The following is a 26,957-nucleotide window of genomic DNA, read 5'->3' as shown; positions in this document are numbered from 1 at the left end:
CTTTCCAGAATTGTCCGTTATTTTTGTGACAATGAAAATTTTGCTAATCGAAGCTACACGGTGAAAGAACTGGAACTTGGGCTGGCATGGCAGCCCCGTAAAGCCTTCGAACACGTGGCGATGTACACCTTTTCGAATCGTCGCTATGAGGATTTTCAGTTGCAGGATAATCATCAGGCAGGGAACCTTTTGAGGATACAGGCACAGTTGAATTTTTGAGCCACTTTAGACAAAATACGAATGACAAATTGTTGTCCTCTCTGCTCTTGAATATCTAGAGTTAGGCGGTTTGAAATTACAAGTAGTATATTAGACAGCTCAGAAAATCAACAGCTCAAAGAAAGCTGATTTTTAATCCAACACTCAGTCAATGCTTAACCGTCGAGATTTTATAAAACAGACTGGCCTTGCCCTTTCTGCTGCAAGTTTTGGACTTACTAGTTTCAAAAACTTCAAGCCAAAGAAATACAAAATGGGGCTTCAGCTTTTTACCATTAGAGTTCCTATGGCAGAAGATCCAAGAAAAGCGCTAAAAACCATAGCTGGATTTGGCTATCAGGACACCGAAACATATGGATATGATGGTGCTACACAAAGTTTCTATGGCATGCCAGCGACGGATTTCAAGCAGGTTTTGGAGGACAATTCCCTTGAAAGCACATCTGGTCATTACGATTTTATCAAGTATTTCAATGGCTCAGAAGATGAGCTTCTGCGCTATACCGACCAAAGTATCGAAGGCGCTCATGCATTGGGACAAAAATATATCACCTGGCCCTGGCTTGACCCTGATTCTCGCAGTATAGAAAAGTTTAAAATCTTGGCCGACAAGCTAAATTTGATCGGAGAACGTGTAAATAAAGCAGGTTTGGGCTTTGCTTATCACAACCATGATTTTGAGTTTATAGATCATGATGGAGAGATAGGCTACGACATTATCGTGCAGAACACTGACCCCGAATTAGTCAAACTCCAAATAGATTTGTACTGGGTAGCGCATAGCTCTCCACGTACAGCACATGAGCTATTTCTGGAGCAACCTGGCCGCTTTGTCATGTGGCACATCAAAGACATGGACAAAGTCAGCAGGGACTATACCGAAATGGGAAATGGCTCTATAGATTACACCAAAATACTCCCTGATGCTACACTCTCTGGAATGGAATATTACTACATAGAGCAAGGCGGAAACTTTGCCCAGAATCCAATCCAAAGTGTAAAAGACAGCGCTGAGTATTTCAAAAAGAATCTGATTGACTTATTTGCTTAAAAAAATTAACCACTCAAACCCACCCGCCCCTAGAAATGAAGCACATATTCACCTCTACTTTAGCAGTCATTTTTTTCATCACCTTACTCTCTTTTCCTACACTGGCAACTGTGGACACAGTGGCTACTTATAGCACTGTGATGCAAAAGGAGATCAAGGCAGTTGTAATTACCCCTACAAATTATTCTGAGTCAAAAGATTACCCGGTAGTGTATTTACTTCATGGCTATTCGGGGGATTATAAAGCCTGGCTCAATCAAGTCCCAAATTTAGAATCTTACGCTGATCAGTATGGGATAATTTTCGTAAGTCCTGATGGTAATTATGGCAGCTGGTACTGGGACAGTCCAGAGGATGAAGACTCCAAGTATGAGACTTATGTAGGAAAAGAATTAGTGGAGTTTATCGACCAAAAGTACAGCACAATTCAAAGCCGTGAAGGTAGAGCTATTACTGGCCTGAGTATGGGCGGTCATGGCGCACTTTATCTTGCATTTCGCCATCAGGAAACCTATGGCACTGCAGGAAGCTTAAGCGGAGGTGTGGATATTGGGCCTTTTCCAGAAAACTGGGAAATGAAAAAGTATCTGGGCACCAAAGCAGAAAACCCGGAGCGCTGGGAGGAATATTCTGTGATGTATCAGAGCAATCGTCTTATACCGAACAAACTGAAACTCATCATCAGTTGCGGCACTGAAGATTTCTTTTACAACGTGAATGTGAAACTGCATGAAAAGCTAGCTTACAACAATATTCCACATACATTCATGACAGGGCCGGGCGGTCACAGCTGGGACTATTGGAGAGACGCAGTTCAGTACCAGTTACTGTTTTTCCATAATTATTTCGAAAGCCAGAATTAATTTCATGCTTTACCAAAAGGAATTAAATGCCCAATAAGACTGAAAAACAAAAGATGCTCGCAGGAGAGCTATATGATTCTCGAGATCCAGAGCTTTTAGAACAATACCATAAAGCGAAATCACTTTTAGCAACATACAACTCGCTAGACTCTAGAAATCTGAAGGAAAGAGAACTGATTCTAAATGAGCTATTTGCTAAAAAAGGAGAGGGAGTTTGGATTGAAGCCCCCTTTTTCTGTGACTATGGGGAGAATATAGAAATAGGTGCAAATACCTTTATTAATACGAATTGTATTTTCCTCGATGACAATTTGATTAAAATTGGCAAAAATGGCTTGATTGCCCCCATGGTTCAAATCTATACAGCAAGACATCCCATCAAAGCCAGCGATAGAATTTACCAAAATGCCGATCAGACTCGCTATCATACCTCTTCCAAGCCAGTGCTCATTGGAGATAATGTTTGGATAGGCGGTAATGCATTGATTTTTCCTGGTGTAACTATCGGAAATAATGTCACCATCGGAGCCGGCTCAGTCGTGACCAAAGACCTTCCAAATGATGTTCTTGCCCTAGGAAACCCATGTCAGGTAATCCGCAATCTTTAAACTGAATCACTCCTCAGCTCCACTAATCCACCAACGGTTCGGAAATGATATTAGCAAAGTATAATTTTAGGACTTAAATAAACCAGTTATGAAATCGAGCATATTCTATTCTTAATAAACTAGGAAGATTAGACCCTGTGAGATTCCATCTGGCCAAAAATAAACCAAATATTAACGCATGAAAAAGAGATATTTATTAGGCATGGGCTTGATGTTGCTTCTAGGCACACAGGTTCAAGCACAAGACGAGGTGATCGATAAGATCATCAAAGAAGAAACTGAAAACTCCCAGCTTAAGCAAATTGGGCATGAGTTGATGGATGGAATCGGACCAAGATTGGTAGGTTCCCCTCAAATGCAAAAAGCACATGACTGGGCAGTGGCTAAATATAAAGGCTGGGGCATAGAAGCGCGTAACGAACAATGGGGCGAGTGGAGAGGCTGGGAAAGAGGAATTACCCACATAGATATGGTGGCTCCTTGGACTAGATCTCTAGCTGGTATGCAACTCGCATGGAGTCCTTCTTCACCTCAGGGTGGTGCAAAGGGCGAAGTGGTCGTGATTCCAGAATTAGCAGATTCAGTAGCTTTCGCAAAATGGCTTCCTTCTGTGAAAGGTAAATATGTAATGATCTCAGCTCCTCAGATAACAGGACGTCCTGATTACAATTGGGAAGAATTTGCGACGGAAGAGTCTTTCACTAAAATGAAAGAAGATCGTAATGAAATGAATAGAGATTGGAATAACAGACTAAGAAGTACTGGAAAAGGTAGAAGAGAATTGCCTACTGCCCTAGAAGATGCTGGAGCTTTGGGAATCATTACTTCTTACTGGTCTCAAGGTTTCGGAGCAAACAAAATCTTCTCCGCATCTACTAAAAAAGTACCAACTGTAGATCTTTCTCTTGAAGATTACGGCTTACTTTTCAGATTGGCTGAAGGTGGATCGAAACCAGTTATCAACCTAAATGCACAATCCAAAGAAAATGGAATGGTGCCTACCTTCAACACAATTGCTGAAATCAAAGGAACTGAAAAGCCTGACGAGTATGTGATGCTTTCTGCTCACTTTGACTCATGGGATGGCGGTACTGGAGCCACTGACAACGGAACAGGCTCTATCATGATGATGGAAGTAATGCGTGTTTTGAAAGAAGTATATCCTAATCCTAAGAGAACAATCATCGTAGGACACTGGGGTTCTGAAGAGCAGGGATTAAATGGTTCAAGAGCTTTCGTAGAAGACCACCCTGAAATGATGCCTAAGATCCAGGCGCTTTTCAACCAAGATAACGGTACAGGTCGTGTGGCAAACGTCTCAGGACAAGGCTTTATTCATAGTTATGAGTACCTAGGCCGCTGGATGTCTAAAGTACCTAGAGACATCACTAGAGACATTGAAACTAGCTTCCCTGGAAATCCAGGCGGTGGTGGATCTGACTACGCTTCCTTTGTGGCAGCTGGTGTTCCAGCATTCTCTTTGAGCTCTTTGAACTGGTCATACTTCAATTATACTTGGCATACCAACTTGGATACTTATGATAAAATTGTTTTTGACGATGTTCAAAACAACGTGATCATGGCAGCTATCATGGTGTACATGGCAAGTGAAGAAGATGACATGGTTTCAAGAGAAGTAAGAATTCCATTGGGTAGAGGTGGTCAGCCATCAGAATGGCCTGCTGTACGTTCTCCAACTAGAAAAGGTGGAGTAGATTAAGTTATTTAACCTCTTATATATACTGAAAGCCACGGGAAATTTCTCGTGGCTTTTTTTACTTTTTTATCGCAGAGAACATTCTGTCAGCTTGTGAAACCTTTGAGCCCCTCGTGGTTAAAATAGAATTTCACTATAAGCCAGTTCTTCTTCCCATTAGCGCCATAACAAAAGGTTTTGTAATTTCCTGACAAATCCCACTTGTCATGTACAGATTCCTCGCATTCTTTCTATTGGCGCTAGTTTCCTTCCAGACGACTATTCATGCTCAGAAGAAAATCCTCAAAGAAGCTGTAGAGCGAGCCGATAAGGAAGGTTTTTCAGGGGTAATTCTAGTCGCCGAAAACGGGAAAATACTTTTTGAAGAAGCGATGGGCATGCGCTCATACGAAAATCAAATTTTGCTCCATGAGGATGACATCTTCGAATTAGCCTCCCTCTCCAAACAATTCACCGCTATGATGGTGATGATCTGCAAGGAGAAAGGTCTGCTCGATTTTGATGATCAGCTTTCCAACTATATCGAGATCCCTTATCCAGACATCAGCATCCGTCAGCTTCTTACCCATACTAGTGGCTTGCCGGATTATCAAGCGATCATGGATGCACATTGGGACAAAAGTAAGGTTGCTGGCAACCCAGAAATCTTGGAATACCTACGCGAATATGCACCTGTAAAATCCTTTGAGCCTGGAGAAAAGTATGAATACAGCAACACCGGCTATGTCATGCTGGCAAGTTTGGTAGAGAAAGTAACAGGTGAAGATTTTGTAGCCCTTTCCAAAACATGGATTTTTGATCCGCTAGGCATGCAAAGCACTGCCATCAGATCTCTGGAGGAAAAAGCCCAAGTACAGACCTTTGCCGCTGGACATCTCAAGGACGATATTGGCCATTATGTCAATGCTAATAATTTCCACTCCTCAGATTACACCATTTGGCTAGGTAACAGAAAAGGGCCCGGTAGAGTCAGCAGCATTGTTGAGGATCTATTGAAATGGGATCAAGCATTATATACCGAGAAGCTAGTTTCCAAAGAGACGCTGGAAGAAGCCTTCAGACCGATCAAATTAGGAGATGGGTTTTTAAGTTATTATGGATTCGGATGGGAGATCAAACCACAAAGTCCCTTCGGAAAAATGGTCATGCATACTGGTGGAAATCCAGGCTATAAGACCATAATTGTTAGATACATCGACGAAAATAAAACGATCATCATCCTGAACAACAATGCCCATCCAGACCTCATGAGAATAGTGGAAGCCGCTACGCTTTCCTTAGGGAAATGGTAATCAATAAGATTGTGCTCAATACAATTAATCTCCCAATGCAGCCATTCTGAAAGTACTTACAACAGGAGTCTCATGCTCTTTGGCCATTATCTCTTCGAATTTCTTAATCAAATCCGGATGCTCAGAAGCAATATTATTCTGCTCCAAAATATCCTTAGATAGATCATATAGCTCAATATCCAAATTATTTTCCTTCACTATATTTTGTCGCACCGCTTTCCAATTGCCCATCCTCACAGCCTGCTGACCTCCAGTTTCCGGAAACTCCCAATAGAGATACTCATGTTTTTCCTGCTCCTTGCCCATCAACTCAGGCAGGAAGCTTTTTCCATCCATGTCATTGGAAATCGGCATTCCCACCAATTCAGATAGCGTAGGGAAAATGTCATAAAAAACAGAAATGTGCTCTGAAGTACCTTGTGCGATTTTTCCAGGCCAGCTTACCACCATTGGAACTCGAATTCCTCCCTCATACACAAAGCCTTTTGTTCTACCGAATCCATTTGTAAATGGTGTAGAGCTCTCGAAATAATCAAAATCTACCCCGCCATTGTATGTAGGCCCATTATCGCTGGTCACAATAATCATGGTATTTTCCTCCAGTCCTAGCTCTTTCAACTTAGCTTGGATCTCTCCGATCTGTTGATCCAGCTTTGTGATCATAGCAGCGTAAGTGGCATGTGGATACTGGTTTGGAAAATATCCTTTACTCCCGTCGTAGGGATCTTCAGCACCAAATTCAGAGATATAGTCTTCTCTATCCTTCGCTGGAATCTGCAGAGGAACATGAGGAAGTGGTGAGGCATAATAAAGAAAAAATGGCTCATCTTTATTTTCCTCTATGAAGTTCATAGCCTTATCATGCATCAAATCTGGTGCATAATCATTTTGTTCATATTTGGTATAGCTCGCAGGATCATTTGGATCAGCTCCTTGGTCCAATTTTGTACCTGGAATTACCAAATCATTATTTAGTGGCACCTTCTCCCTGTTTTCCCAAAGGTGAGTAGGATAAAGATTATGTGCTTGGCGCTGGCAATTGTAACCGTAGAAATAGTCAAAACCTAGGTTATTTGGAATTCCATCCGTTAAGGGTGCACCCAGCCCCCACTTGCCCACCATGCCTGTTTTATATCCAGCCTGTTGAAGCATCTTACTCATAGTCTCTGTCTCCACAGGAATATTTCGCTGTCCTTCCAGATTGGGATCTGCGGATGCTTTGGCATAATCCCAGACATCTCCACGTTCTTTCATCGCGTCATTTCCACGGATATAGGAATGTCCCATATGCTTACCTGTAAGCAACACACATCTAGCTGGTGCACAAACCGGAGCCCCAGAATAGTGATTAGTAAACACCAAGCCCGTTTCAGACAAAGCATCAATATTAGGAGTTTTAATCTTCTTTTGACCTTGATAGCCTACTTCTCCAAATCCTAAATCATCTGCTAGGATTAAGATCACATTTGGTTTTACTGGTATTTGTTCCTCTGCTTTTTGGCAGGAAAAAATGAGGAGCAAAAAGAAAAGAGAGAGAATATTACGTGTCATGTCTTACTAGTATTAAGACATAAATCTAGATCAATTTAATCGCTTTTTGAAGCCGTTCATCCCTATTGCCAGAAATGAGGTAATAAGGAAACCCGCTTTCCTCTGCCAATTTTGTGTATAAGTCAAGAAAGTAATTGCGCATCTCCAAGTCTGGATATTCTCGCTGTGGATCTGGAGTCCATGGCAAATCAGTATCGGTAAGCAAAATCAAATCGTACTTTCTTTCCTTGATCTGTTCCAAAACCCAAGGATCAGTTTTTCCAAATCTATGCTCTGACCAGATGTGGATAACTCTCAAATCGGTATCAACAAAAAGGTATTTTTCAGCAGTTTTAGCCAATTCATCCTCCAGAGCTACTTGTCCTTTCCCTATTTCTGCCAAGTCCACATAGCTGTATTCTCTACCTAAATTATCCAAATATTCTCTCGCGTATTCAGGCACCCATGGCTCTCTATAATACGCTGACAAATCCTGGGCTAAAGTGCTTTTACCAGTAGATTCTGGACCGAGGATTAAAATTCGTTTTGGGCTAGGCATTTTTTCTCGCAGATTTGATCCAAGCAATTAATCCTAAAATTGCCAAAATGGTGAAAAACAAATATTGGAATGAGGTCAAAATCAATCCTTTGTAAAAATAGAGTGGTACGGCCACCAAGTCAGTCAGAATCCAAAATATCCAGTTTTCCACCTTCTTTTTTGCCATCAGCCACATCCCTACAAATGCTGAAGCGGTGGTAAATGAATCCCAATAAGGCACGTCGCTATCCGTGAAATTGACCAGCACGAAGGCCAAAATAAAATAAGAAGCCGCAAAAATCCCGAGAGAGACTGCCCAGCCACGAGCCTTTAGCCAGGTCACGGGCAATTCAGCTTTTCCTTCTTTTGGATGAGTCCACACATACCAACCATAAATCGACATGCTGAAATAGTAGGCATTGATTCCCATGTCCGCATATAACTTGTATTGAAGGCAAATCCAGACATAAATCAGGGTGGAAATAATCCCGGTAGGGTACACCCAGATATTTTCCTTCATGGAATAAATCACTGAGGCAATCCCAAAAAATACTGCTACTGCCTCCAGCCAAGTCATATTCTGGAGACCCTCCGCAAAGCCATCTAGCAGGTATTGTAATTCCATGGCTCGAAATAACGAATTTTTGTGCTATTAAGAAGAGTTTAAACACAAAGAAGCCTGCTCAGTAGATACCAAGCAGGCCATAATTTAATGAGGCAATCTAGTCAGAGGTGCTCCATTTCTAGCTTTTGTGGCAAAACTAGCAGGAATAGCTCCTGATGGAGAATTGGTCACATAAACTGCAAAAAGAGTGTTGGAAGCCCAGGTTCCTTCATTGGGAATACTTGGAAAAGGATTTTGGGCCTCGATGCCACCATAGATGTACCCAGCCAAAATTTTAGCCCCGACAGGTACTTTATTCAGTTTAATCACACCATTATCAAAAGCCATTAAGTCAGCTTCCAAGCTTCTATTTCCAATAAACGTGATACTTGAGCCAAGGAGTCTATTTCCAGCAATCGGCTCTGGCTGAATAAATTCCTGATAAGTACCAGTGCTAGATTTCTGAAAAGTACTGATATCTGCAATAAACGGTAGTCCATCATTTCTGCCTTGCATAGTGGCAGAATCAAATACCGCCCGCTGATCTGGAGTTTGAGAATAGTAATACATACTTATTCCCCCAAACATGGTGTGATACAAAGAGGTATCTTGAGCTGTTTCATTGTAAATCGTGATTACAGGGCATTCATACTGACTGAATCGCTGATGAACAGTGGAGTCCATCACCACACCTGATGGGCTTGAAATGAAAATTGGATAGTCATATCCGCCGATAATTCCTGGTTTGAAAACACCACCCAAAGCTGTAATATTTGCCATTCCCGTAGCTGGATCTATACTTTCAAATATGTTACCATCTCTACGGTGAAAAGGCTTATCTGCTCCAGAATTTTGAGTAGCTCCATAAGCTGTGATTTTTAGAGTTTGAGGATCCAGTCGGAAAACTCTGAATGCATTGGAATATTCCTGCGTGAAATCTGTCCCTCCAAAAGCTCTGTATTGCCCATCGAATCTTTGCCCAAAAACCAAGTAGAAGCTGCCATTTAGCATAAACAACTCTCCTCCTGTGATCGCCAACCTGTCGTCATTGCCAATCTGCATCAAGGCTTTAACACTACTAGCCGGAGCGCCCGATTTGATTGCCGCAGATATATCTTCGAGCTTAAAACGAATCACGGTACCAAATGTCACCATGTCTGAACCGTCAGCTTTCCATCCATAGCCTCCCACGATATACATGAAGTCAGAAGCTTCGTCATGATATGATTGAAGGTTGTTAGCCTGAAGAGGAGCTGAAAGCTCATCACCCAGCTGGTTCACATCAAAAGACCACTGATCGCCTGCCACAGGATCGATAATAAATAGAAAATTATTGGCACTGTCCTTCTCAAAATTAGTAGCTGGAGCAGGATTAAAGGTGTGCAAGCCTTGTCTTCTTCCACCGGCTACGAAAATTTCCCCAGCTTGATTCATTGCACTCACATAGGATTGCAAACTCGGCAATGCAGGTTTAGACCCATAGTTTTGCTCCACAAATTCTATAGTAAAAGGCAAAGCATCAGCAACAATATTGGAATCCAAAACAGAGCTTGAAACCAAGACTTCAGGAGTAGTAGTTTCCTCTGTTTTCTGTGTAGTCGAGCAACTGGAAAAAGCGATAATACTAAATCCAATCAGTGACAGCTGTATTAATTGAAGTCGTTTCATGATGTAGGGGGAGTAATTGGACTGTCTTGCATATTCTTGATAAAATGTAAAACCGTCATGGTTCGCTCAGGAGACAAATCTCGCGTCACAGGCATATATCTAGGATCTGTTACTTCCCTGCTCATGAAAAAAGGAATGGCCCCTCTATCTATTCCCAGAGGACCTGGAGGTGCTTGAAATAATCCAAATGGTGGATTCAAGGCAAAAGTCTGGAAGGAATTATAATCTATTAGATTGATCTTCTCAGTCATGCCCGGAAACAACTTCGCATAGCCAGCGAATATCTCCTGGATTTCCGGCCACGTAGGATTTTCATTGATCGTGTATGCTGACCACACCAGAAGAGAGATCATCGCACTTTGAGAAATAGGCTCAGAGACCAACTGATCAGGATCGGAAATGTTGATAAAATACAACTGTCCATCTAGCTGTGGCGTACGTGAGCCGGGATCGGAAAGTACGTTGATAGTCACGGTAGCAAATCCATTGGCATCAGTCGGTGAAATAGCCGCTTCAACTGCGCCATCAGCCTGTGGAGTATTTCCAGGATTGCTAGGTGGAACTGTCGCTCCGGGAGTATTACCATGCACACTCACCACATCCACTTGCAGTTGTTTTCCTACCAATGGTTGCTGTAGCTTGCTTACATAGACACTCGTCGTAGTCGTTGTTCCGGGAAAACCTGAGATCCGAATCGGTCTAACCTCCACCTCTATATTCGTCTGAGTAATGTCTTCTTGGAAAACTTCTACAGGACCAATATCCGTTCTTGACATCTTTAGACTGATAGAACCTGCTAGCGCCTGCGCCATCTGTGCATCTGTCAAAGGCAACTCAATAATGTGAGAGTAGAGATTGTAGCAAAACTCTGAATAATCAACATTGCCTAAAGAAGCCTCTAAACCATCTTCCTGTGTGACCCAAGCTGTCAAAGTTCCTAAATCTACTGGAGCGCCACCAGCATTTTGTCGACAGATTCCATTCGCCAAATCAAGGATAAGAAGCTTTCGGTTTTGATCGATGACAAAAGGACAATTGTTAAACATTGGCCAGTTCCATGGATTACTTTTATCTTGTGTTCTTCCAGCCAATATTCTTGCACCTGGATTATATCGAGGCTCAGTACCAATCACTGGACCCAGAGAACCTGTGATTCTGCCAGTTTGATAATTCATGTCCTCAGGCACATTGCGATAGCCATCTACCACAAAGCGCATGGAGATCAGGTAATTTCCATCTTCAAGCGTAGTCTGGCTTTTGAGCAAAGCGAGAACGGGTGAAACTGAATCCGCTGGCCAAGTAGCTTGAGGCACACGAATGACTGTCTGAAAAACACCACAGGCATTCATATCTCCACCAAAACTATCCATCACATAATCCGAATCCTGCCAGCTACGAGTCGCCAAGACAGCGAGCCACCAGATTTGATTCAAAACGGCTGGATCAACCAAGCCAGTTAGACTCACTCCATCAGAAATAGGGATGCTAAGCTGCATACCATAGATCGTCGGCACGCCTTGCTGATACACATCGATGTCGACAATTTTGGCCGAGGATGGCTTATCAGTGGTGACAAAAGGAAGGTTTACCAATGGATCAGAGACCTCCCCATTTGCTCCAATAGTGGAGACAACGGTGCATTCTTTTAGCTGAAAACGGTGCAAACCATTAGGGTTTTGCCAGGGAGAAGGGACGGTATTCTCCACTTCATAATGGGTAGGATCATTATTCACGGTGGATGGATCAGTAAAAAATCTACCGTAAAAATTGATCCTGGGATAGGACAGATAACTCATAAAATTGGGCTTAAAATGAACAATTTATTTTATCACTCCATTGACCCAAACGAAAAGCATGGATCAAATCTTACTCTCTACAAAATACATCTCCACAAGTCCCTTGTTCTTCACTTCTATTTTTCCACGTGACGAACAAGCGAACTTATCTTTGATCAACTCATAGGTGTAACCGCTGATGTTAATCTTACTAGCCTCACCGGCGGTTTCCATTCTGGAAGCAATATTCACGGTGTCGCCCCAGATGTCATAAGCGAATTTCTTCAAACCAACTATTCCGGCGATCACTGGGCCTGTGTGAATTCCAATCCGCATGCTTATCACTGGTTTTCCTTCGGCAATTTTTGATTGCTGTTGAGCCTGAATAAAATTATTGATCTCAAAAGCCGCCAAGATGATATTTGCAGCATCAAATTCCTTCTGCAGATTCAATCCTCCAGCACACATATAACTATCTCCAACTGTCTTGATTTTTTCCACACCAAACTTCTCCACAATCCTGTCAAACTCACAATAGAAGTAGTTCAATTCAGCTACAAGTTCTTCCGCCGAAAGCTTCTCACAGAGCCCAGAGAAATTTACAATATCAGTGAACATGACGCTGACATTATTGAATTGCCGAGCTTTGGACGATCCATGATTTTTCAATTCAATGGCTATCTCAGGAGGCAAAATATTCAACAGCAAATTGTCTGCTTTTTCCTTTTCCTCATTGAGCTGCTTAGTTCTCAAATGGATTTTATCCTCCATGTTTTGATAGAGAAGGGCATTTTCAAGGGAAATCGCCATTTGACTGGAAAGAATATTGATCAGCGTAAGTCGCTCTTCAGTAAATGCTCCTTCGATCAGATTATTCTCCAGATAAATAATTCCCGTGACTTCAGCATGCTTGATCAATGGGATACACATAAGCGACTTCAACTGCTCCTGCTGAATGTAAGCATCCTTGGCAAAGCGAGAATCCTGAAAAGCATTCTCCAAAATCAAGGTTTCATTCGTTTTCGCAACCTGGTAAATAACCTCCCTTGCAATGGAGTCAAAGTCTTTCAAAGGAAGATTTTCAAAAAGTTTTGGTTCTGGAAACTTGGTACAGGCTTCTGATTGCACGTTGAAACCATCTTCATTTTTCAGAAGCAAAACCATCCGCTGCGCACCTGCATTCTCGATGATGATTCTCATCAAAATAGTCAACAGATCTTTTAGCCGAATTTCCTTAGAAATAGCCTCGGATGATTTCATGACCGACTTTAGATCTAGATCCTGATTAGAAACTTTCTCAGAAGTACTTTTATCTTCTCCTCGCTGTCCAAATCTGGATTCTTTCTGCGAAAAGTTGCTCGTGCTTCTCTTGGAAACCATCAATTCCGCAATTCCTTTTGCGCCAAGCAATTCATAGGTGAATTCCGCATCGCTCAAGTGAATCGCTGCGATTTTCTTCTTGTCACCATTCAGATGCAGCTCAAATAATCGCCGATTGGCCAAAGCCTGAATTTGAAGGTATTCATCATTTTCGGCTGCCTCCAAGGCACGATAATAATGCCTTTGGGCACCGTCTATAGATCCCTTTACCTTCTCAAGTTCTCCGGCTAGTAGTTCATACTTATGTTCAAAATTACTTGGGCTATGGAGGGTATACTTCTTAAACTTATCCACAATCCGGCTCAATTTCCGTTTCCATTTGAAGCTGTCAACAGCTCCTGCAGAAGGAATTTTCGCAGCAAGAATTAACCCTTTGTAGAAATAATGCTCTGCTGTGTGAAGCATTCCTGGGGAATCCTTCAAATATTGATCGGAGATCAAAGAAACCTGATAAGCTGCCTCATACTCCTCCCAGAGATAAAGCGATTGCATCTTATTGATGTAGTAAAAATGTGCAAAATGTCTAGAGTTAAATCCTGCTAGCTGCTGGATATACTGCTCTTCGTCAAAATGCTGATCTGAAAATGAAAGAACACTATCAGTCTCACCTTTAAGGTTTTTGATAGCTTGATTTACGGCAGCAATAGTAAGAATAGCTTCTTTCAGCTGAATTCTATTGAGAAAATCCAGATAAGCTGCACTTGAATCCAAGATTGCATCAAACTGAACACCACGCATAAAATGACTTTGGATCATTGCACAGCTCGCGCAACTCGCATGAAAAAGATCGCCAACTTCCAATCCTGATTCGTAAGCAGTTTGCCAGTAGGTCTCCATTTCCAGCGCTGGCTTTCGCCATGGAATAGCAAAATATCCCGTCACAAAATTAGCTTCAGCCCTAGCGCCAAAGCTTTGGTATTTTTCTACCAGTGCCAAAGTAAGCTGCCCGATTTTATAGCCAGTAGTGCGGAAACCTAGAATCCCACTGTGAAATACTGGCCCAAAACCCAGAAACCCAATAAATCCACCTTCAGCATTCCCATGCCTCAAGCATAGATTTACCATGATAGCACTCACCAATACACATAGCTCTGGTCGAATCTGAAATGCGGACTGCGCTGCGGCTGCCATCACCAAAATCGCCGTTTTTAGCTTCTCATCCTGCATTTCTGGCAGATTGATCAGATCATCTACGTCACGGTTGCCCATCAAACTCTTATATTTCACAAACTCTATTACCAAACTAGGTGGAGAGAAATTCGCGGGAATTCTCACACCCAATTCAGCAGTGACTTCTCTACAAGCGTCATATGCAGCTTGGAAATTTCTAATGTTATTGAAAAACTGGATTTTCCGGATAGTGACTTTAGCCCTGTCTAGTACATCATCGGTATAGCTCAGCGCTTTATCAAAAAATGCTTCCACCACCTCATTATTTCCCACGAGATGTTCCGATTCTGCCCGCTGCCAATTCAGGTCACGTAGCATTTTCTTAGACAAGTCGAGGTTTTTTCCCTCCACAATATCCATGGCCGTCTTGATATAAGACAGGCCTGATTCATAGGCGTTTGCATGTTTCGCACGTATACTTGCAGCTATATTCAGCGAGACCAATTGATTTAGAATTTTCTCATCAGTAAGCAGACTTAGCGCAAAATTGAAGTGATCGGTGACCGTATAGATGTGATCCGAATTTTCAATATTGCCTAATTTGGCCATGATGCTTTTTGCGATAGCAAAGCGCACCTTCTGCTTCTCATCGTCTGGTAGCATGCCCAGAGCAGCCTGTTGAATTTTATCGTGCTGAAAACCATAATCATCATCTCCAGACCGCTCCTTGGTTTTGATATTTTCGATGATACATAGCTTCTCAGCAAGCTTAAGCTGCATATCCAGCTCCTCTTCACTGATATAAATCAATCCACTTAGAATCTCTATAGAAAACGTATTTCCAATACAAGAAGCATATTTCAGTGTTACCTGAACTTCTTTTGGAAGTCTGAAAAACAATTCAGCCATCAAATCAATGACGTTATCAGAGATTTTTACGCGATAAGCATTCTCTGCGCTATAGGTCCAATGCTGGGTGTTTTGGGATAAATAAATCGCCCCGCTTTCGTAAAGTGTGAGCAGACACTGACGGATGAAAAATGGATTACCAAGTGTCTTTCTGAAGATAATTTGTGCCAAATCCTCACTTTTCTCCAATGAAATGGACAGCGAATCTGAGACAATTTCTGCTACTGAGTTCTGATCAAGTGGTTTTAGGTCGATCAGTGTAGAAATAATATTATAAGCTTTCAGCCTATCGAGCATCAGCATCAGCGGATGTGAAGGCGAAACCTCATTTTCCCGATAGGCGCAGATGATCAGTAGATGTTTTAAGCTTTTATCCTGAAGTGTAGTTTCCAGCCATCTTCTGGTAGTCGAATCCAGCCACTGCAAATCATCCAAGAAAATACACATAGGATGATCCTGACTGGCAAATGAGCGGATGAAACTATTAAAAACCTGATTAAATCGGTTTTTGGATTCGGTCATAGGAAGCTTAGGCACTTCCGGCTGTGGACCTATCAATAGCTCCAAATCGGGCATGATTTCGATGATCAATTGCCCAGAGTTTCCTACTGCCTGAAGGACACTGTTTTTCCAATATTCCCGCTGCTCATCTCCACGAATCATAATCTGATCGATCAGATCATTTAGCGCTAGCAAAAGTGAGCTTAGCGGCGGATTCATCTTGTATTGCTCAAACTTGCCCGAGATGAAAAAACCACCTTCGAGATCTATTTTCTTCTGAAATTCACGTACAAAACTTGATTTCCCCACACCCGAATAACCGCTGACGAGCACCAATTCAGCTTTTTGATTCTTGGTTCGCTTGAAAATCTCATCCATCTGCGCCAGTTCCTGATCTCTTCCGTAGATTTTGGATGAAATCTGAAACTGATCTAAGTGATCTTGAGTACCGAGTTTGAAATCAGAAATCTCATTGACATCCAACAGTCGATCTAGACACTGCTGCAAATCATTTAACAAGCCCTGACAGCCTTGGTATCTTTCCTCCGTATTTTTTCTCAGGAGCTTGAGAATTATCTTTTCCAAAACCTCCGGAATATCGTCTCGGAATTTGCGAGGAGACTCCGGTAAAAGTGCCAAATGCGCGTGCATCAGCTCTACAGGGTCGGTAAGATTGAAAAGGGGACGTCCTGTGATCATTTCATATAGAACCGCTCCTATAGAATATAGATCCGTCCTGTGATCAATCGGTCGGTTCATCCGGCCAGTTTGTTCGGGAGAAATGTAATGCAGACCAAGCTCTAGCGCCTCGTTCACATTAGAATAGTTCAAATCCCTCCCTCGCTCAATTGCAAAGTCAAAACCCCAAACCTTGATATCACCATAAGGATCGACTATGATATTATTAGGGTTGATGTTTTTATGGATAATATTCTTGCTATGCAGATAAAGTACCGCCTTGGTGATTCCCATGGCTATTTTCAGGAATTCTAACAAGTCCAGTTTCCCTCTTTTCAAACATTCTGCAAGCGTTTCTCCTATGACATCTTCGTTGACAAGAATCGGGAGATTTTCCAAATGCTCCAAACCAATTGGTTGTACAATATTGGGATGCGAAAGCTTGGAAAGGATGGCAAATTCCTGCTTCATGTGATTCAAATCACGAAAAGTAGGATAGGCAGAACGAAAGGTCTGAATAGTTACAGGTTTAGAATCCAAGACCCGATTCGCTTTATAAACGATGTATCTGGAGTTCTCTCTAACCTTATCGAGTATGTTAAATCTAAGATCAGACATTTAAAAAGTACGGGGATTTTTTAAACAAGGAAGTTGGCGCATCTATTGAAAATGATAGTACAATTTAGCAGATGTATCTTCGTAAAGTACAAAATGCATTGAATTATTTGAGTGATAAAGTTATGGCTAATTTGTGTTTTATAAGGTAAATAATGCTCCTAATCTCAGTTAAACTCGCAGTCATTAGCTTCCATTTTGCTTTGTTAAGTGGATATAATAATAATGACCTGACAGAATTATGACAACATTTACTCACAAGCTTCCCAACTTTTTCCTGACTTACTCTGTTTGATTGCTAACTTTGCCAGCTATGACTTTGAGCACTTTATCCGCTACTACAGACATCGATTCTCTCGATCCCAAGGAATTTATTATCATCAAAAACGCCCGGGTGAACAACCTGAAAAGCCTGAGCGTCGCTATTCCACGAAATAAATTTGTGGTCGTAACGGGACTTTCGGGTTCAGGAAAATCTTCCTTGGCATTTGATACACTTTTTGCCGAAGGCCAGCGAATGTATGTGGAAAGCCTAAGTTCTTATGCGCGTCAGTTCCTCGGAAGGATGGAAAAACCTGATGTGGAATACATCAAAGGCGTGGCTCCGGCCATCGCAATCCAGCAAAAAGTCAACACCAAAAACCCTAGATCCACTGTCGGAACGACCACGGAAATCTACGATTACCTGAAGTTGCTTTTCTCCAGAGTGGGAAAAACGATCTCGCCGATTTCTGGCAAAGAAGTAAAGCACCACACCGTCACGGATATCGTGGATTACGTTCAGTCTTTCGAAGAAGGATCGAAAGTCATGATTTCCTGTCCGCTACAAATCGAGCGTGGGAGAAAGATCAACCAAGAACTAGAATTGCTTTTGCAAAAAGGATACACTCGGATTCTAATCGATGATGAAGCCTATTTCGTGGAAGATTTGCTTCAGGAAAAAAAGATCCAAAAAGGCACCTATGAAATCCTGATTGATCGTGTAGCAGTTCATAAGGAAGATGAAGACAATCAGTTTCGAATTGCAGATTCTGTACAAACGGCACTTTTCGAAGGTCATGGAGATTGTAAAATCACTATTCCTGGGAAAGAGACAAAGAGCTTTTCAGATAGATTTGAATTGGATGGAATGCAATTCGAGCTCCCATCAGTCAACTTTTTCTCATTCAACAATCCCTTTGGAGCTTGTCGGACCTGCGAAGGCTTCGGAAATGTGCTCGGAATAGATCCAGATCTGGTAATACCCGAAAAAGATCTTTCTGTATACGAGGGTGCCATCGCTCCTTGGCGTGGAGAATCTTCCAGAGTTTGGGTGGAACCTCTTTTGAAAAAAGGGATAGAGTTTGATTTCCCTATTCACCGTGCTTATGAAGATCTGAATGAAAAAGAAAAAGCGTTGCTTTGGACTGGAAACAAGTATTTCAAAGGCTTAGACGCATTTTTCAAAGACCTAGAAACCAAAACACACAAAATTCAATACCGTGTGATGCTTTCGCGTTTTCGCGGTCGCACGACTTGCCCAGATTGCAAAGGGACTCGCTTGCGCAAAGATGCTTCTTATGTCAAAATCGCAGACAAATCCATCATTGACATTGTCCTGATGCCGATTGATGAGGCATTGCCATTTTTCGCTAACCTGGAACTTCCTCCACATCAAGCGAAGATTGCAAATCGTCTTCTGAAAGAAGTGCAGAGTCGATTGGAATACATGGCTCAGGTTGGTTTGGGATATTTAACTTTAAATCGCTTGACTGCCTCACTATCTGGAGGGGAATTTCAGCGTATCAAACTCGCCACTTCTTTGGGTTCTGCCTTGGTCGGATCGATGTACATTTTGGATGAACCAAGCATTGGTCTTCATCCTAGAGACACAGATCGATTAGTAGATGTACTGAAATCACTTAGAGACATGGGAAATACTGTGATCGTGGTGGAGCATGAGGAAAAAGTGATGAAAGCTGCCGATCAGATCATCGACATCGGACCAGATGCTGGTGTGCATGGTGGAGAATTGCTTTTCCAAGGCTCAATCGAAGAGTTGATTACTTCTGCACAAACTCACACTGCAAAGTATCTTCGTGGGGAAGAGCAAATCTTCAAAAAAGATGGCAATAGAAAGTGGAAAGATTCCATTCTAGTAAAAGGAGCTAGAGAGAATAACCTCAAAAATATATCTGTCAAATTCCCGCTCAACACACTGACCTGTATAACTGGTGTTTCTGGCTCAGGAAAATCTACTTTGATCAAAAAAGTGCTTTATCCTGCCTTAGGCAAAATGCTGGGAACTGTCATCGACGAAAGTGGAAAATACGACAAGATCGAAGGCGATTACAAATCTATTTCTCAAGTGGAATTTGTAGATCAAAATCCAATCGGAAAATCTTCACGCTCCAACCCGGTGACTTATGTGAAGGCTTACGATGCGATCCGATTATTATACTCTGAGCAAGCTATTTCTAAGCAGCGAGGCTACAAACCAGCATTTTTCTCCTTCAACGTGGATGGTGGACGCTGTGAAAACTGTGCGGGCGAAGGAATCACTACAGTCGAGATGCAGTTCATGGCAGACATCCACTTGACATGCGAGTCCTGCAAAGGCAAGCGATTTAAGAATGAGATCTTGGATGTCAAATACAAGGAAAAAGACATCTCGGATGTACTTGGAATGACCATCGACGAAGCTTTGGAATTCTTCCAAGGCAAAACTCAGATCATCAACAAACTGCAGCCACTTCAGGAAGTTGGTTTGGGTTATATTGGCATGGGACAAAGCTCCAATACCCTTTCTGGAGGTGAAGCTCAACGGGTGAAATTGGCGTCTTTCCTAGGAAAAGGAGGTACCAAAGCTGGAGATCATATCCTCTTTATCTTCGATGAACCGACGACTGGACTTCATTTCCACGACATCAAAAAACTCTTGCATTCCATCAATGCCCTGATCGATCAGGGTCATTCTGTGATCATCATCGAGCACAATACCGAAGTGATCAAATCTGCAGATTGGGTAATCGACTTGGGCCCAGAAGGCGGAAATAAGGGAGGATATCTGACTTTCGAAGGGACACCAGAGGATATGATGAAAGAAGAAGGGAATTATACTGCGAAGTATCTGAGAGAGGCTTTTGTTTAAGGCATCTCGCAAATATTCTACGTCATTGCGAGCAAAGCGAAGCAATCCCAACTAGCACAGAACTTATTAGCGCAAGCCTCCATATCTGCCTGTAGCTGGCAGGCTTACGCTTTCTTCGTTGCAGTCTTCAGACTTGAGCCATTTAAGTTGTATTAAGATTCCAACTATTTTTACCATGAAAATCGAAGGTTAGATTTACGATTTTCATGGTAAATTTTGTTTTCAGAATTATTCTAGGCACTTAGTCACACTACGCCATGTACCTCCGTTGATGACATTCTGAATTCCTTTCTGTTCCAAAATGCTTTTCGCCTGATTACTTCTGTTGCCAGATTGGCAAAACACTACGATACTCTTCTTTCCCTTAAACTTGGAGGTTTGGCTGCCAATCTTATCCAATGGAATATTGGCCGCTCCTTTCACGCTCCCAGAAGCAAACTCACTAGAAGAACGAACATCCACTAGAAATGCTCCATCCCTGATCGCTTCAATCAACTTAGTATTATCTTTCTTTCCGAAAATTGCTGAGAAAAAGCCCATGTCTTATACGTATTAGTTAGCTCTGATAAATTTTATGACTGCAATGTCGTGCCTCCTACTTTCGCAAACTGCAACTTTTGTCACATAGAGCTTCTGAAAGCAAAATTTACCTTCTTCCTTTTTATACAAAATTATCCCCAAGCTTTTTTTTAATCGGTGTGAAAGGAAAAGACAAATCCTTTTAACTTTCAGGATAGCATTTTATACCACCATCTTATGAAAAAACTCCTATTCTTATCATTATTCGTTTTTTCGCTCACCATCAGCTCTTGGGCGCAGATTCAGACTCCAGAGCAATTTTTGGGTTACAAACCCGGTGATCGATTTACGCCGCATCATCGCATGGTCGATTACTTTGAGCATGTCGCAGCAAACAATCCAAATGTCAAACTCATCCAATACGGAGAAACCAATGAGAAACGTCCACTGATTATCGCTATCCTTTCCAGCTCCGAAAACATGGCGAATCTAGAGCAGATCCGGACTGACAATCTGAAAAGAGCAGGTTTGATTGAGGGATCTCCTTCCACTTCCATTCCGATCAACTGGATGTCTTTCAATGTCCATGGAAATGAATCGGTAGGAATGGAAGCGGCGATTTCTTCCTTTTATACCTTGGCAAACCCAGAAAATGCTACATCTCAAGAATGGCTGAAAAACCAAATTGTAATTATCGATCCAGCGATCAACCCAGATGGTCGTGACCGCTATTCGAACTGGTACAACCAGAAAATGAATACTACGCTTCAGCCCGATCTACAATCGGTGGAGCATAACGAGCCTTGGCCAGGTGGTCGTGCTAATCACTATTTGTTTGATCTAAACCGTGATTGGGCTTGGCAAGTGCAAGTGGAGTCTCAGCAGAGAATGAAAGTCTATCAAGAATGGATGCCTCAGTTACACTTGGATTTCCATGAGCAGGGTATCAATAACCCATTCTACATGGCACCCGCTGCAGAGCCTCTTCATGAGCAGTTAAGCCCATTTCAGCATGAGTTTCAGGATATTTTTGGTAGAAATACCGCTAAATACTTCGATGAGGCTGGAAGATTTTACTTTACGAAAGAGCGCTTCGATTTGCTTTATCCATCGTATGGGGATTCTTATCCGATGTTTAACGGAGCTATCGGCATGACCATCGAGCAAGGTGGCGGCGGTCAGGCTGGTATCGGTGGATTTAATGCCGTGGGCGATACAGTCACCCTCAGCTATAGAATCGAAGGGCATTATACAGCCGCTATGTCTGCTGCTGAAGTGACGAGCAAAAATGCTGAGCGATTGCTTTCTGAGTTTGCAAAATTCTACAAAGACAACTCTACTAATCCAAAAGGCCAGTACAAGAGCTTTATCATCAAAGGTGAAAGCAACCCGGCTCAAGTATCCAAACTGCTAGAATTACTGGACAAAAATGGTATTCGCTACGGCAAAGCAGGTTCGAAATCAGGGCTTAAAGGCTTTGCTTATGGAACTGGCAAGAGCGAGTCTTTCGCCACCACAGATAAGGATATCATTATCAGTGCCCACCAGCCAAAATCTGTCTTGACACAGGTTTTTTTTGAACCAAATCCTGCCTTACACGACAGTATCACCTATGATATCACTAGCTGGTCTATGCCTTATGCTTACGGTTTGGAAGCTTTCGCAGTGGAAACCAAGCTCGAACCGGCATCCGCCTATGAGAAGCCAACTTTTACAGCAAACCAAGCAGGCAAAACTCCTGTGGCTTACATAGCAGCATGGCAGGGCACGCGTGATGTTGCTTTCTTGTCCGCACTTTTGAATGAAGGAATCCGAGTGAAGTTCAACGAATTTGGTTTTGAAGTAGAAGGAAAAAGCTTCCCCGCAGGATCTCTAATGATCACCAAGGGTGGTAACGAATACGTTCAGAATTTTGATCAAAAAATGGTAGACATCGCCAATAAATTCGGTGTTACACTTGCTACTACCATGAGCGGATATGTGGACAAAGGGAAGGATTTTGGTTCTCCAGACATCCGTGTTCTACAAGCTCCAAAAGTAGCTCTGATAGGAGGAGATGGCACAAATTCCCTGAATTACGGAGCGATTTGGCATTTCTTCGAAAAAGAACTCAACTATCCCCTCAGCAATCTAGAGACTGGAAATATGTCTCGCTATGATCTGAGCAAGTACGATGTAATCATCATGCCTTCCACCAGAGGAAGAGCATTGGATGAAGGTGGACAAAAGAGTTTAATGGACTGGGTTCGTGCAGGTGGAAAATTGATAGCAATTGATGGAGCATTGAATATGTTTGCAAACAAAGAAGGTTTTTCATTGAAGACTTTTGATACAGATGATGAGAAGAAGGCTGCTAAAAAATCAGCAGATTCTCTAGCTAAAGCTGAACGTCTTGCTCCTTACCAAGAAGGCGAGCGAGTAGCAATTTCCGGCGGTGCAGCTGGCGCTATCTATCAAGTAGATATGGACGTCACTCATCCACTTGGCTATGGTACGGGTGGAAAATATTACACTTTGAAAAACAATGCGAGCAGATATGCCTACCTAGACAATGGCGTAAATGCTGGTGTAATTTCATCCAATGATGCTCACCGTACGGGCTACATTGGCTACAAGGTCAAATCTTCCATGGGCGAATCCATGGTGATAGGCGTTGAAAATACAGGCAGAGGCGAGATCGTTTACTTCGTAGATGACCCGATCTTCAGGGGGTTCTGGGAGTCTGGAAAGTTGATTTTGAGCAATGCGATCTTTATGGTCGGACAGTAAATCAGGCTCAAGAGATTAGATTCAAGAACCTAAAATAAATTTAACTTTCAAGACCGACTGCTGAGAAGTAGTCGGTCTTTTTGCTGGTTAATCCACTTCAGCACAACTGATTCAAAAAATCTTAGCCTTTTCCAGGAATATGCATAACTTTTAGGCATTCCCTTACGTGCCTAGTTTTATCATACCACTTATTCTTTCATGGTCTTTACAGCGCAAAACATACTTTTACTCAGTTCACTTTTACTTCTAGCTGGAGTTTTAGCAAGCCGAACTTCCGGAAAGACAGGCATACCTTTGCTATTGATTTTCTTGGGAGTGGGGATGCTGGCGGGTTCGGATGGCATAGGCGGGATCAAATTTGACAACCCAGCGATCACGCAGCTTCTCGGAATTATAGCATTGACCTACATTCTTTTTTCAGGTGGTATGGACACCAAGTGGCCAAGTATTAAACCAGTGCTATGGGCGGGAGTGTCGCTATCCACTATAGGAGTGCTACTTACAAGTGTCTCTCTAGGTGGTTTTGTCTATTGGATTACTGATCTGTCAATTCTAGAAAGTTTGCTTTTAGGATCTATTGTTTCATCGACAGATGCGGCGGCAGTATTCTCAGTTTTACGGGCAAGAAGCCTAGGCCTAAAAGGAAACCTAAGGCCACTACTGGAGCTCGAAAGTGGAAGTAATGACCCCATGGCCTATTTCTTGACTATTTCTATACTTGGATTCATTACCCTCGAGACAGGTTCTATTTGGGAAATCATCCCCCTATTTATCGTCCAAATGCTAGTAGGTGGACTTCTGGGATGGCTTTTTGGGCGAGCAATTGTGCTACTCATCAACAAGGTCAAGCTGGATTTCGAAGGCCTTTATCCAGTAATGTTGCTGGCGATGGTGCTGATCACCTACACCGTTGTAGATCTTTGCTATGGCAACGGATTCCTGGCAGTTTATATCGCTGCGATCACAGTCGGCAATGCTAATATGGCCCATAAGAAAAGTCTGATGAAGTTCTTCGACGGAGTGGCTTGGCTGATGCAGGTGGTGATGTTTATCACCTTAGGGCTACTGGTGTTTCCAAAGCAACTTTTCCCTGTTGCAGGCATCGCATTATCAGCTGCAATGTTTCTGATTTTTATCGCCAGACCGCTGGGCGTATTTCTGGCACTTTCCTTTTTCAAATTTAGCCTAAAAGAAAAGACCTTTATCTCCTGGGTAGGCTTACGAGGAGCTGTACCGATTGTATTTGCCACACTGCCATTGATTGCAGGAATAGAAATGTCTTGGACGATTTTTCATATAGTATTTTTCATTGTATTGACTTCTGTAGCCATTCAAGCACCAACACTACCTTTGGCAGCCAAGCTTTTAGGTTTAGCACTTCCTGCCGAACTCAAGCGAAAAACACTCTTGGATTTGGAATTATCAGATGATTTCAAAAATGCGGTTATGGAAATTCGTCTTGAAAAGGATTGTGCCGCAAATGGGAAAAAAATTCTGGAAATTGGCTTTCCGGCAAGTTCACTGGTAGTAGTAGTGAAGCGTGACAAAAAGTTTATCACGCCAAATGGTCACACTGAATTGATGGAGGGAGACAACCTGATGATCATGCTGGAGGACTCAAAGGAGGAAGCCGCTATTAAAGAATTGTTGAGGGGCTAATACACTGCACTTGGTGCAAAGGAATGGGCAAATTGACCAGTTCGTAATCATCCAAAATTCTTTATGATTCTCTAAACTATTTTTTGTTAGCAATCTTCTGATTTCTATTAAATTACAGCATTAACTTCTCAACTATGACTGATTTTAGAAATTACAAAGTTCCCTACCAAACTTCGCAGGAATACTCCGAAAGTGTAGCCTATTTTTCCATGGAGTTTGCCGTCCATCAGCCACTTAAAATCTACTCTGGTGGACTAGGATTTCTATCGGGATCTCATTTGCGCAGCGCCTACGAACTCAAGCAAAATCTGATCGGTATCGGTATTCTCTGGAAATACGGCTATTACGATCAAAGTAGAAATCAGGATCAAACCATGAAAGCGGAGTGGTATGAAAAAATCTACAGTTTCTTGGAAGACACTGGGATCAAATATCAAATCACCATCCACGGCAATCCTGTTTGGATTAAAGCATGGTATTTGGCTCCACAAACCTTTGAAAGTGCGCCATTATTCTTGTTGAGCACAGACTTGCCTGAGAACGATTATCTAAGCCAAACCATCACACATCGACTGTATGATTCTGATACTGCTGCCAAAGTTGCTCAGTTCATCATGCTAGGCATAGGTGGAGTTAGGTTGCTGGACGAATTGAATTTCAATCCGGATGTCTATCACCTCAATGAAGCTCATGGGGTAAGTTCGGTGTTCCATCTGATGCGCAAATTTGGATCCAAGGAGGAGGTGAAAAAACGTTTGGTTTTCACTACCCATACACCAGAAGAAGCTGGCAACGAGAAGCACGACATCTACCTCTGTGAGGAAATGGGCTACTTCAATGGCTATTCTTTAGACGAGGTGAGAGCTTTGACGGGAATGGATGGAGATCTATTCAATCACAGTTTGGCAGCATTTAGATTTGCACGCAAGGCAAATGGCGTAAGCAAACTGCATGGAGAAGTGAGTAGGCATATGTGGGAATCCTACGACAATATCCCAGAGATAACCTCCATCACCAATTCACAGAACTTCAACTATTGGGCAGATAAACAGCTCTATACTTTCATGAATGAAGATGATGTGGAGAAATTCGATGATCGTAAGCGTTTTTTGAAAAAGCGAGCCTTCGAAATCGTAGCAGATCAGACAGGTCAGTTGCTAGATCCAGATGTCCTCACCATTGTCTGGGCAAGGAGGTTTGCGGGATATAAGAGACCTGAGCTGATCACCAGAGATCTACAGCGATTCGAAGCACTAATCAACAATCCTGACATGCCTGTACAAGTAATCTGGGCAGGGAAGCCATACCCTAGCGACTATGGCGCTATTTCCACTTTCAATCAACTCGTACATCTAAGCAAAAAATACACAAATGTTGCTGTCTGCACGAGCTATGAATTAGCACTAAGCAAGCGTCTCAAACAGGCTTCTGATGTCTGGCTCAACAATCCACGTGTCCCTCGAGAAGCCAGTGGTACTTCAGGAATGACTGCGGCAATGAACGGAGCGGTGAATTTCAGTACATACGATGGCTGGATCTGTGAATTTGCGGAGCACGGCAAAAATAGCTTTATCGTGCCAGCGGCAGATTATCACAATATGAGCATCCATGACCAAGATGCTTTTGATCTTAAAAACCTATTTCAAGTACTCGAAAACGAGATTGTTCCTGCCTACTATACTGACAAAAACGCTTGGCGAAAAATCACTCAGCAGGGAATGAAAGATGTGAATGACAAATTTGAAAGTAATCGTATGGCGCGGGAATACTATGAAATCATGTACAAAAGCTAATATTTGCTTAGCTATGAATCTAAAGCCAA

16 protein-coding genes are annotated in these 26,957 nt (G+C 42.4%); 9 read left to right on the top strand and 7 right to left on the bottom strand.

Annotated elements, in window-relative coordinates:
- Positions 1 to 370 precede the first annotated feature (370 nt).
- The 5 genes from LV85_RS01260 (at position 371) to LV85_RS01240 (ending at position 5,750) form a co-directional block, all read left to right on the top strand.
- Positions 371 to 1,270 (top strand): sugar phosphate isomerase/epimerase family protein, encoded by a 900-nt coding sequence (locus LV85_RS01260; protein ID WP_211318356.1) that lies wholly within the window; start codon positions 371 to 373, stop codon positions 1,268 to 1,270.
- Between the two features lie 35 nt (positions 1,271 to 1,305).
- The gene (locus LV85_RS01255) at positions 1,306 to 2,133 is read left to right on the top strand and encodes an alpha/beta hydrolase (RefSeq protein WP_111316358.1); all 828 of its coding nucleotides are present in this window, start codon (positions 1,306 to 1,308) and stop codon (positions 2,131 to 2,133) included.
- A gap of 26 nt (positions 2,134 to 2,159) precedes the next feature.
- On the top strand, positions 2,160 to 2,741 hold the full coding sequence (locus tag LV85_RS01250) for a sugar O-acetyltransferase (RefSeq protein ID WP_111316357.1): 582 nt from the start codon (positions 2,160 to 2,162) through the stop codon (positions 2,739 to 2,741).
- Positions 2,742 to 2,919: 178 nt separating this feature from the next.
- A complete protein-coding gene (locus LV85_RS01245) occupies positions 2,920 to 4,461 on the top strand; it encodes a M20/M25/M40 family metallo-hydrolase (RefSeq protein ID WP_111316356.1) in 1,542 nt (513 codons plus the stop codon).
- Between the two features lie 203 nt (positions 4,462 to 4,664).
- Complete coding sequence (locus LV85_RS01240) at positions 4,665 to 5,750, top strand: serine hydrolase domain-containing protein (RefSeq protein ID WP_111316355.1); 1,086 nt, start codon at positions 4,665 to 4,667, stop codon at positions 5,748 to 5,750.
- 24 nt (positions 5,751 to 5,774) lie between these two features.
- On the opposite strand, the gene LV85_RS01235 is transcribed toward LV85_RS01240, so the two are convergent.
- From LV85_RS01235 to LV85_RS01210, 6 genes are all read right to left on the bottom strand, one after another.
- Positions 5,775 to 7,301, bottom strand: coding sequence for an arylsulfatase (locus tag LV85_RS01235; RefSeq protein ID WP_111316354.1), 1,527 nt, complete (start codon positions 7,299 to 7,301; stop codon positions 5,775 to 5,777).
- A gap of 25 nt (positions 7,302 to 7,326) precedes the next feature.
- Positions 7,327 to 7,839: an AAA family ATPase gene (locus LV85_RS01230; RefSeq protein ID WP_111316353.1), complete on the bottom strand. Its 513-nt coding sequence runs from the start codon at positions 7,837 to 7,839 to the stop codon at positions 7,327 to 7,329.
- Positions 7,832 to 8,443 (bottom strand): nicotinamide riboside transporter PnuC, encoded by a 612-nt coding sequence (gene pnuC / locus LV85_RS01225; RefSeq protein ID WP_111316352.1) that lies wholly within the window; start codon positions 8,441 to 8,443, stop codon positions 7,832 to 7,834. Before pnuC ends, LV85_RS01230 begins: the two co-directional genes overlap by 8 nt.
- Positions 8,444 to 8,527: 84 nt before the next feature.
- On the bottom strand, positions 8,528 to 10,090 hold the full coding sequence (locus tag LV85_RS01220; RefSeq protein ID WP_111316351.1) for a hypothetical protein: 1,563 nt from the start codon (positions 10,088 to 10,090) through the stop codon (positions 8,528 to 8,530).
- Positions 10,087 to 11,886: a hypothetical protein gene (locus LV85_RS01215; protein WP_111316350.1), complete on the bottom strand. Its 1,800-nt coding sequence runs from the start codon at positions 11,884 to 11,886 to the stop codon at positions 10,087 to 10,089. The genes LV85_RS01220 and LV85_RS01215 overlap by 4 nt, the downstream gene beginning before the upstream one ends.
- 63 nt (positions 11,887 to 11,949) lie before the next feature.
- Positions 11,950 to 17,061, bottom strand: a complete 5,112-nt coding sequence (locus LV85_RS01210; protein WP_111316349.1) for an adenylate/guanylate cyclase domain-containing protein — start codon at positions 17,059 to 17,061, stop codon at positions 11,950 to 11,952.
- A gap of 310 nt (positions 17,062 to 17,371) precedes the next feature.
- Between LV85_RS01210 and uvrA the strand changes: the two genes are divergently transcribed.
- On the top strand, positions 17,372 to 20,188 hold the full coding sequence (gene uvrA, locus LV85_RS01205; RefSeq protein ID WP_111316348.1) for an excinuclease ABC subunit UvrA: 2,817 nt from the start codon (positions 17,372 to 17,374) through the stop codon (positions 20,186 to 20,188).
- A gap of 228 nt (positions 20,189 to 20,416) precedes the next feature.
- Here uvrA and LV85_RS01200 read toward each other — a convergent pair whose 3' ends face one another.
- Positions 20,417 to 20,728 (bottom strand): rhodanese-like domain-containing protein, encoded by a 312-nt coding sequence (locus LV85_RS01200; protein ID WP_111316347.1) that lies wholly within the window; start codon positions 20,726 to 20,728, stop codon positions 20,417 to 20,419.
- A 216-nt stretch (positions 20,729 to 20,944) separates the two neighbouring features.
- Here LV85_RS01200 and LV85_RS01195 point away from each other — a divergent pair, with 216 nt between their 5' ends.
- From LV85_RS01195 to glgP, 3 genes are all read left to right on the top strand, one after another.
- Positions 20,945 to 23,476: a M14 family zinc carboxypeptidase gene (locus LV85_RS01195; RefSeq protein WP_111316346.1), complete on the top strand. Its 2,532-nt coding sequence runs from the start codon at positions 20,945 to 20,947 to the stop codon at positions 23,474 to 23,476.
- Positions 23,477 to 23,674: 198 nt separating this feature from the next.
- The gene (locus LV85_RS01190) at positions 23,675 to 25,135 is read left to right on the top strand and encodes a potassium/proton antiporter (protein ID WP_111316345.1); all 1,461 of its coding nucleotides are present in this window, start codon (positions 23,675 to 23,677) and stop codon (positions 25,133 to 25,135) included.
- A 134-nt stretch (positions 25,136 to 25,269) separates the two neighbouring features.
- Complete coding sequence (gene glgP / locus LV85_RS01185) at positions 25,270 to 26,928, top strand: alpha-glucan family phosphorylase (RefSeq protein WP_111316344.1); 1,659 nt, start codon at positions 25,270 to 25,272, stop codon at positions 26,926 to 26,928.
- Positions 26,929 to 26,957: the final 29 nt, after the last annotated feature.

The organism is Algoriphagus chordae, from assembly GCF_003254055.1.
GTDB lineage: Bacteria > Bacteroidota > Bacteroidia > Cytophagales > Cyclobacteriaceae > Algoriphagus > Algoriphagus chordae.
Note: the sequence above shows the minus strand (reverse complement) of the source record. Positions and strands in the feature narration are given on the sequence as shown.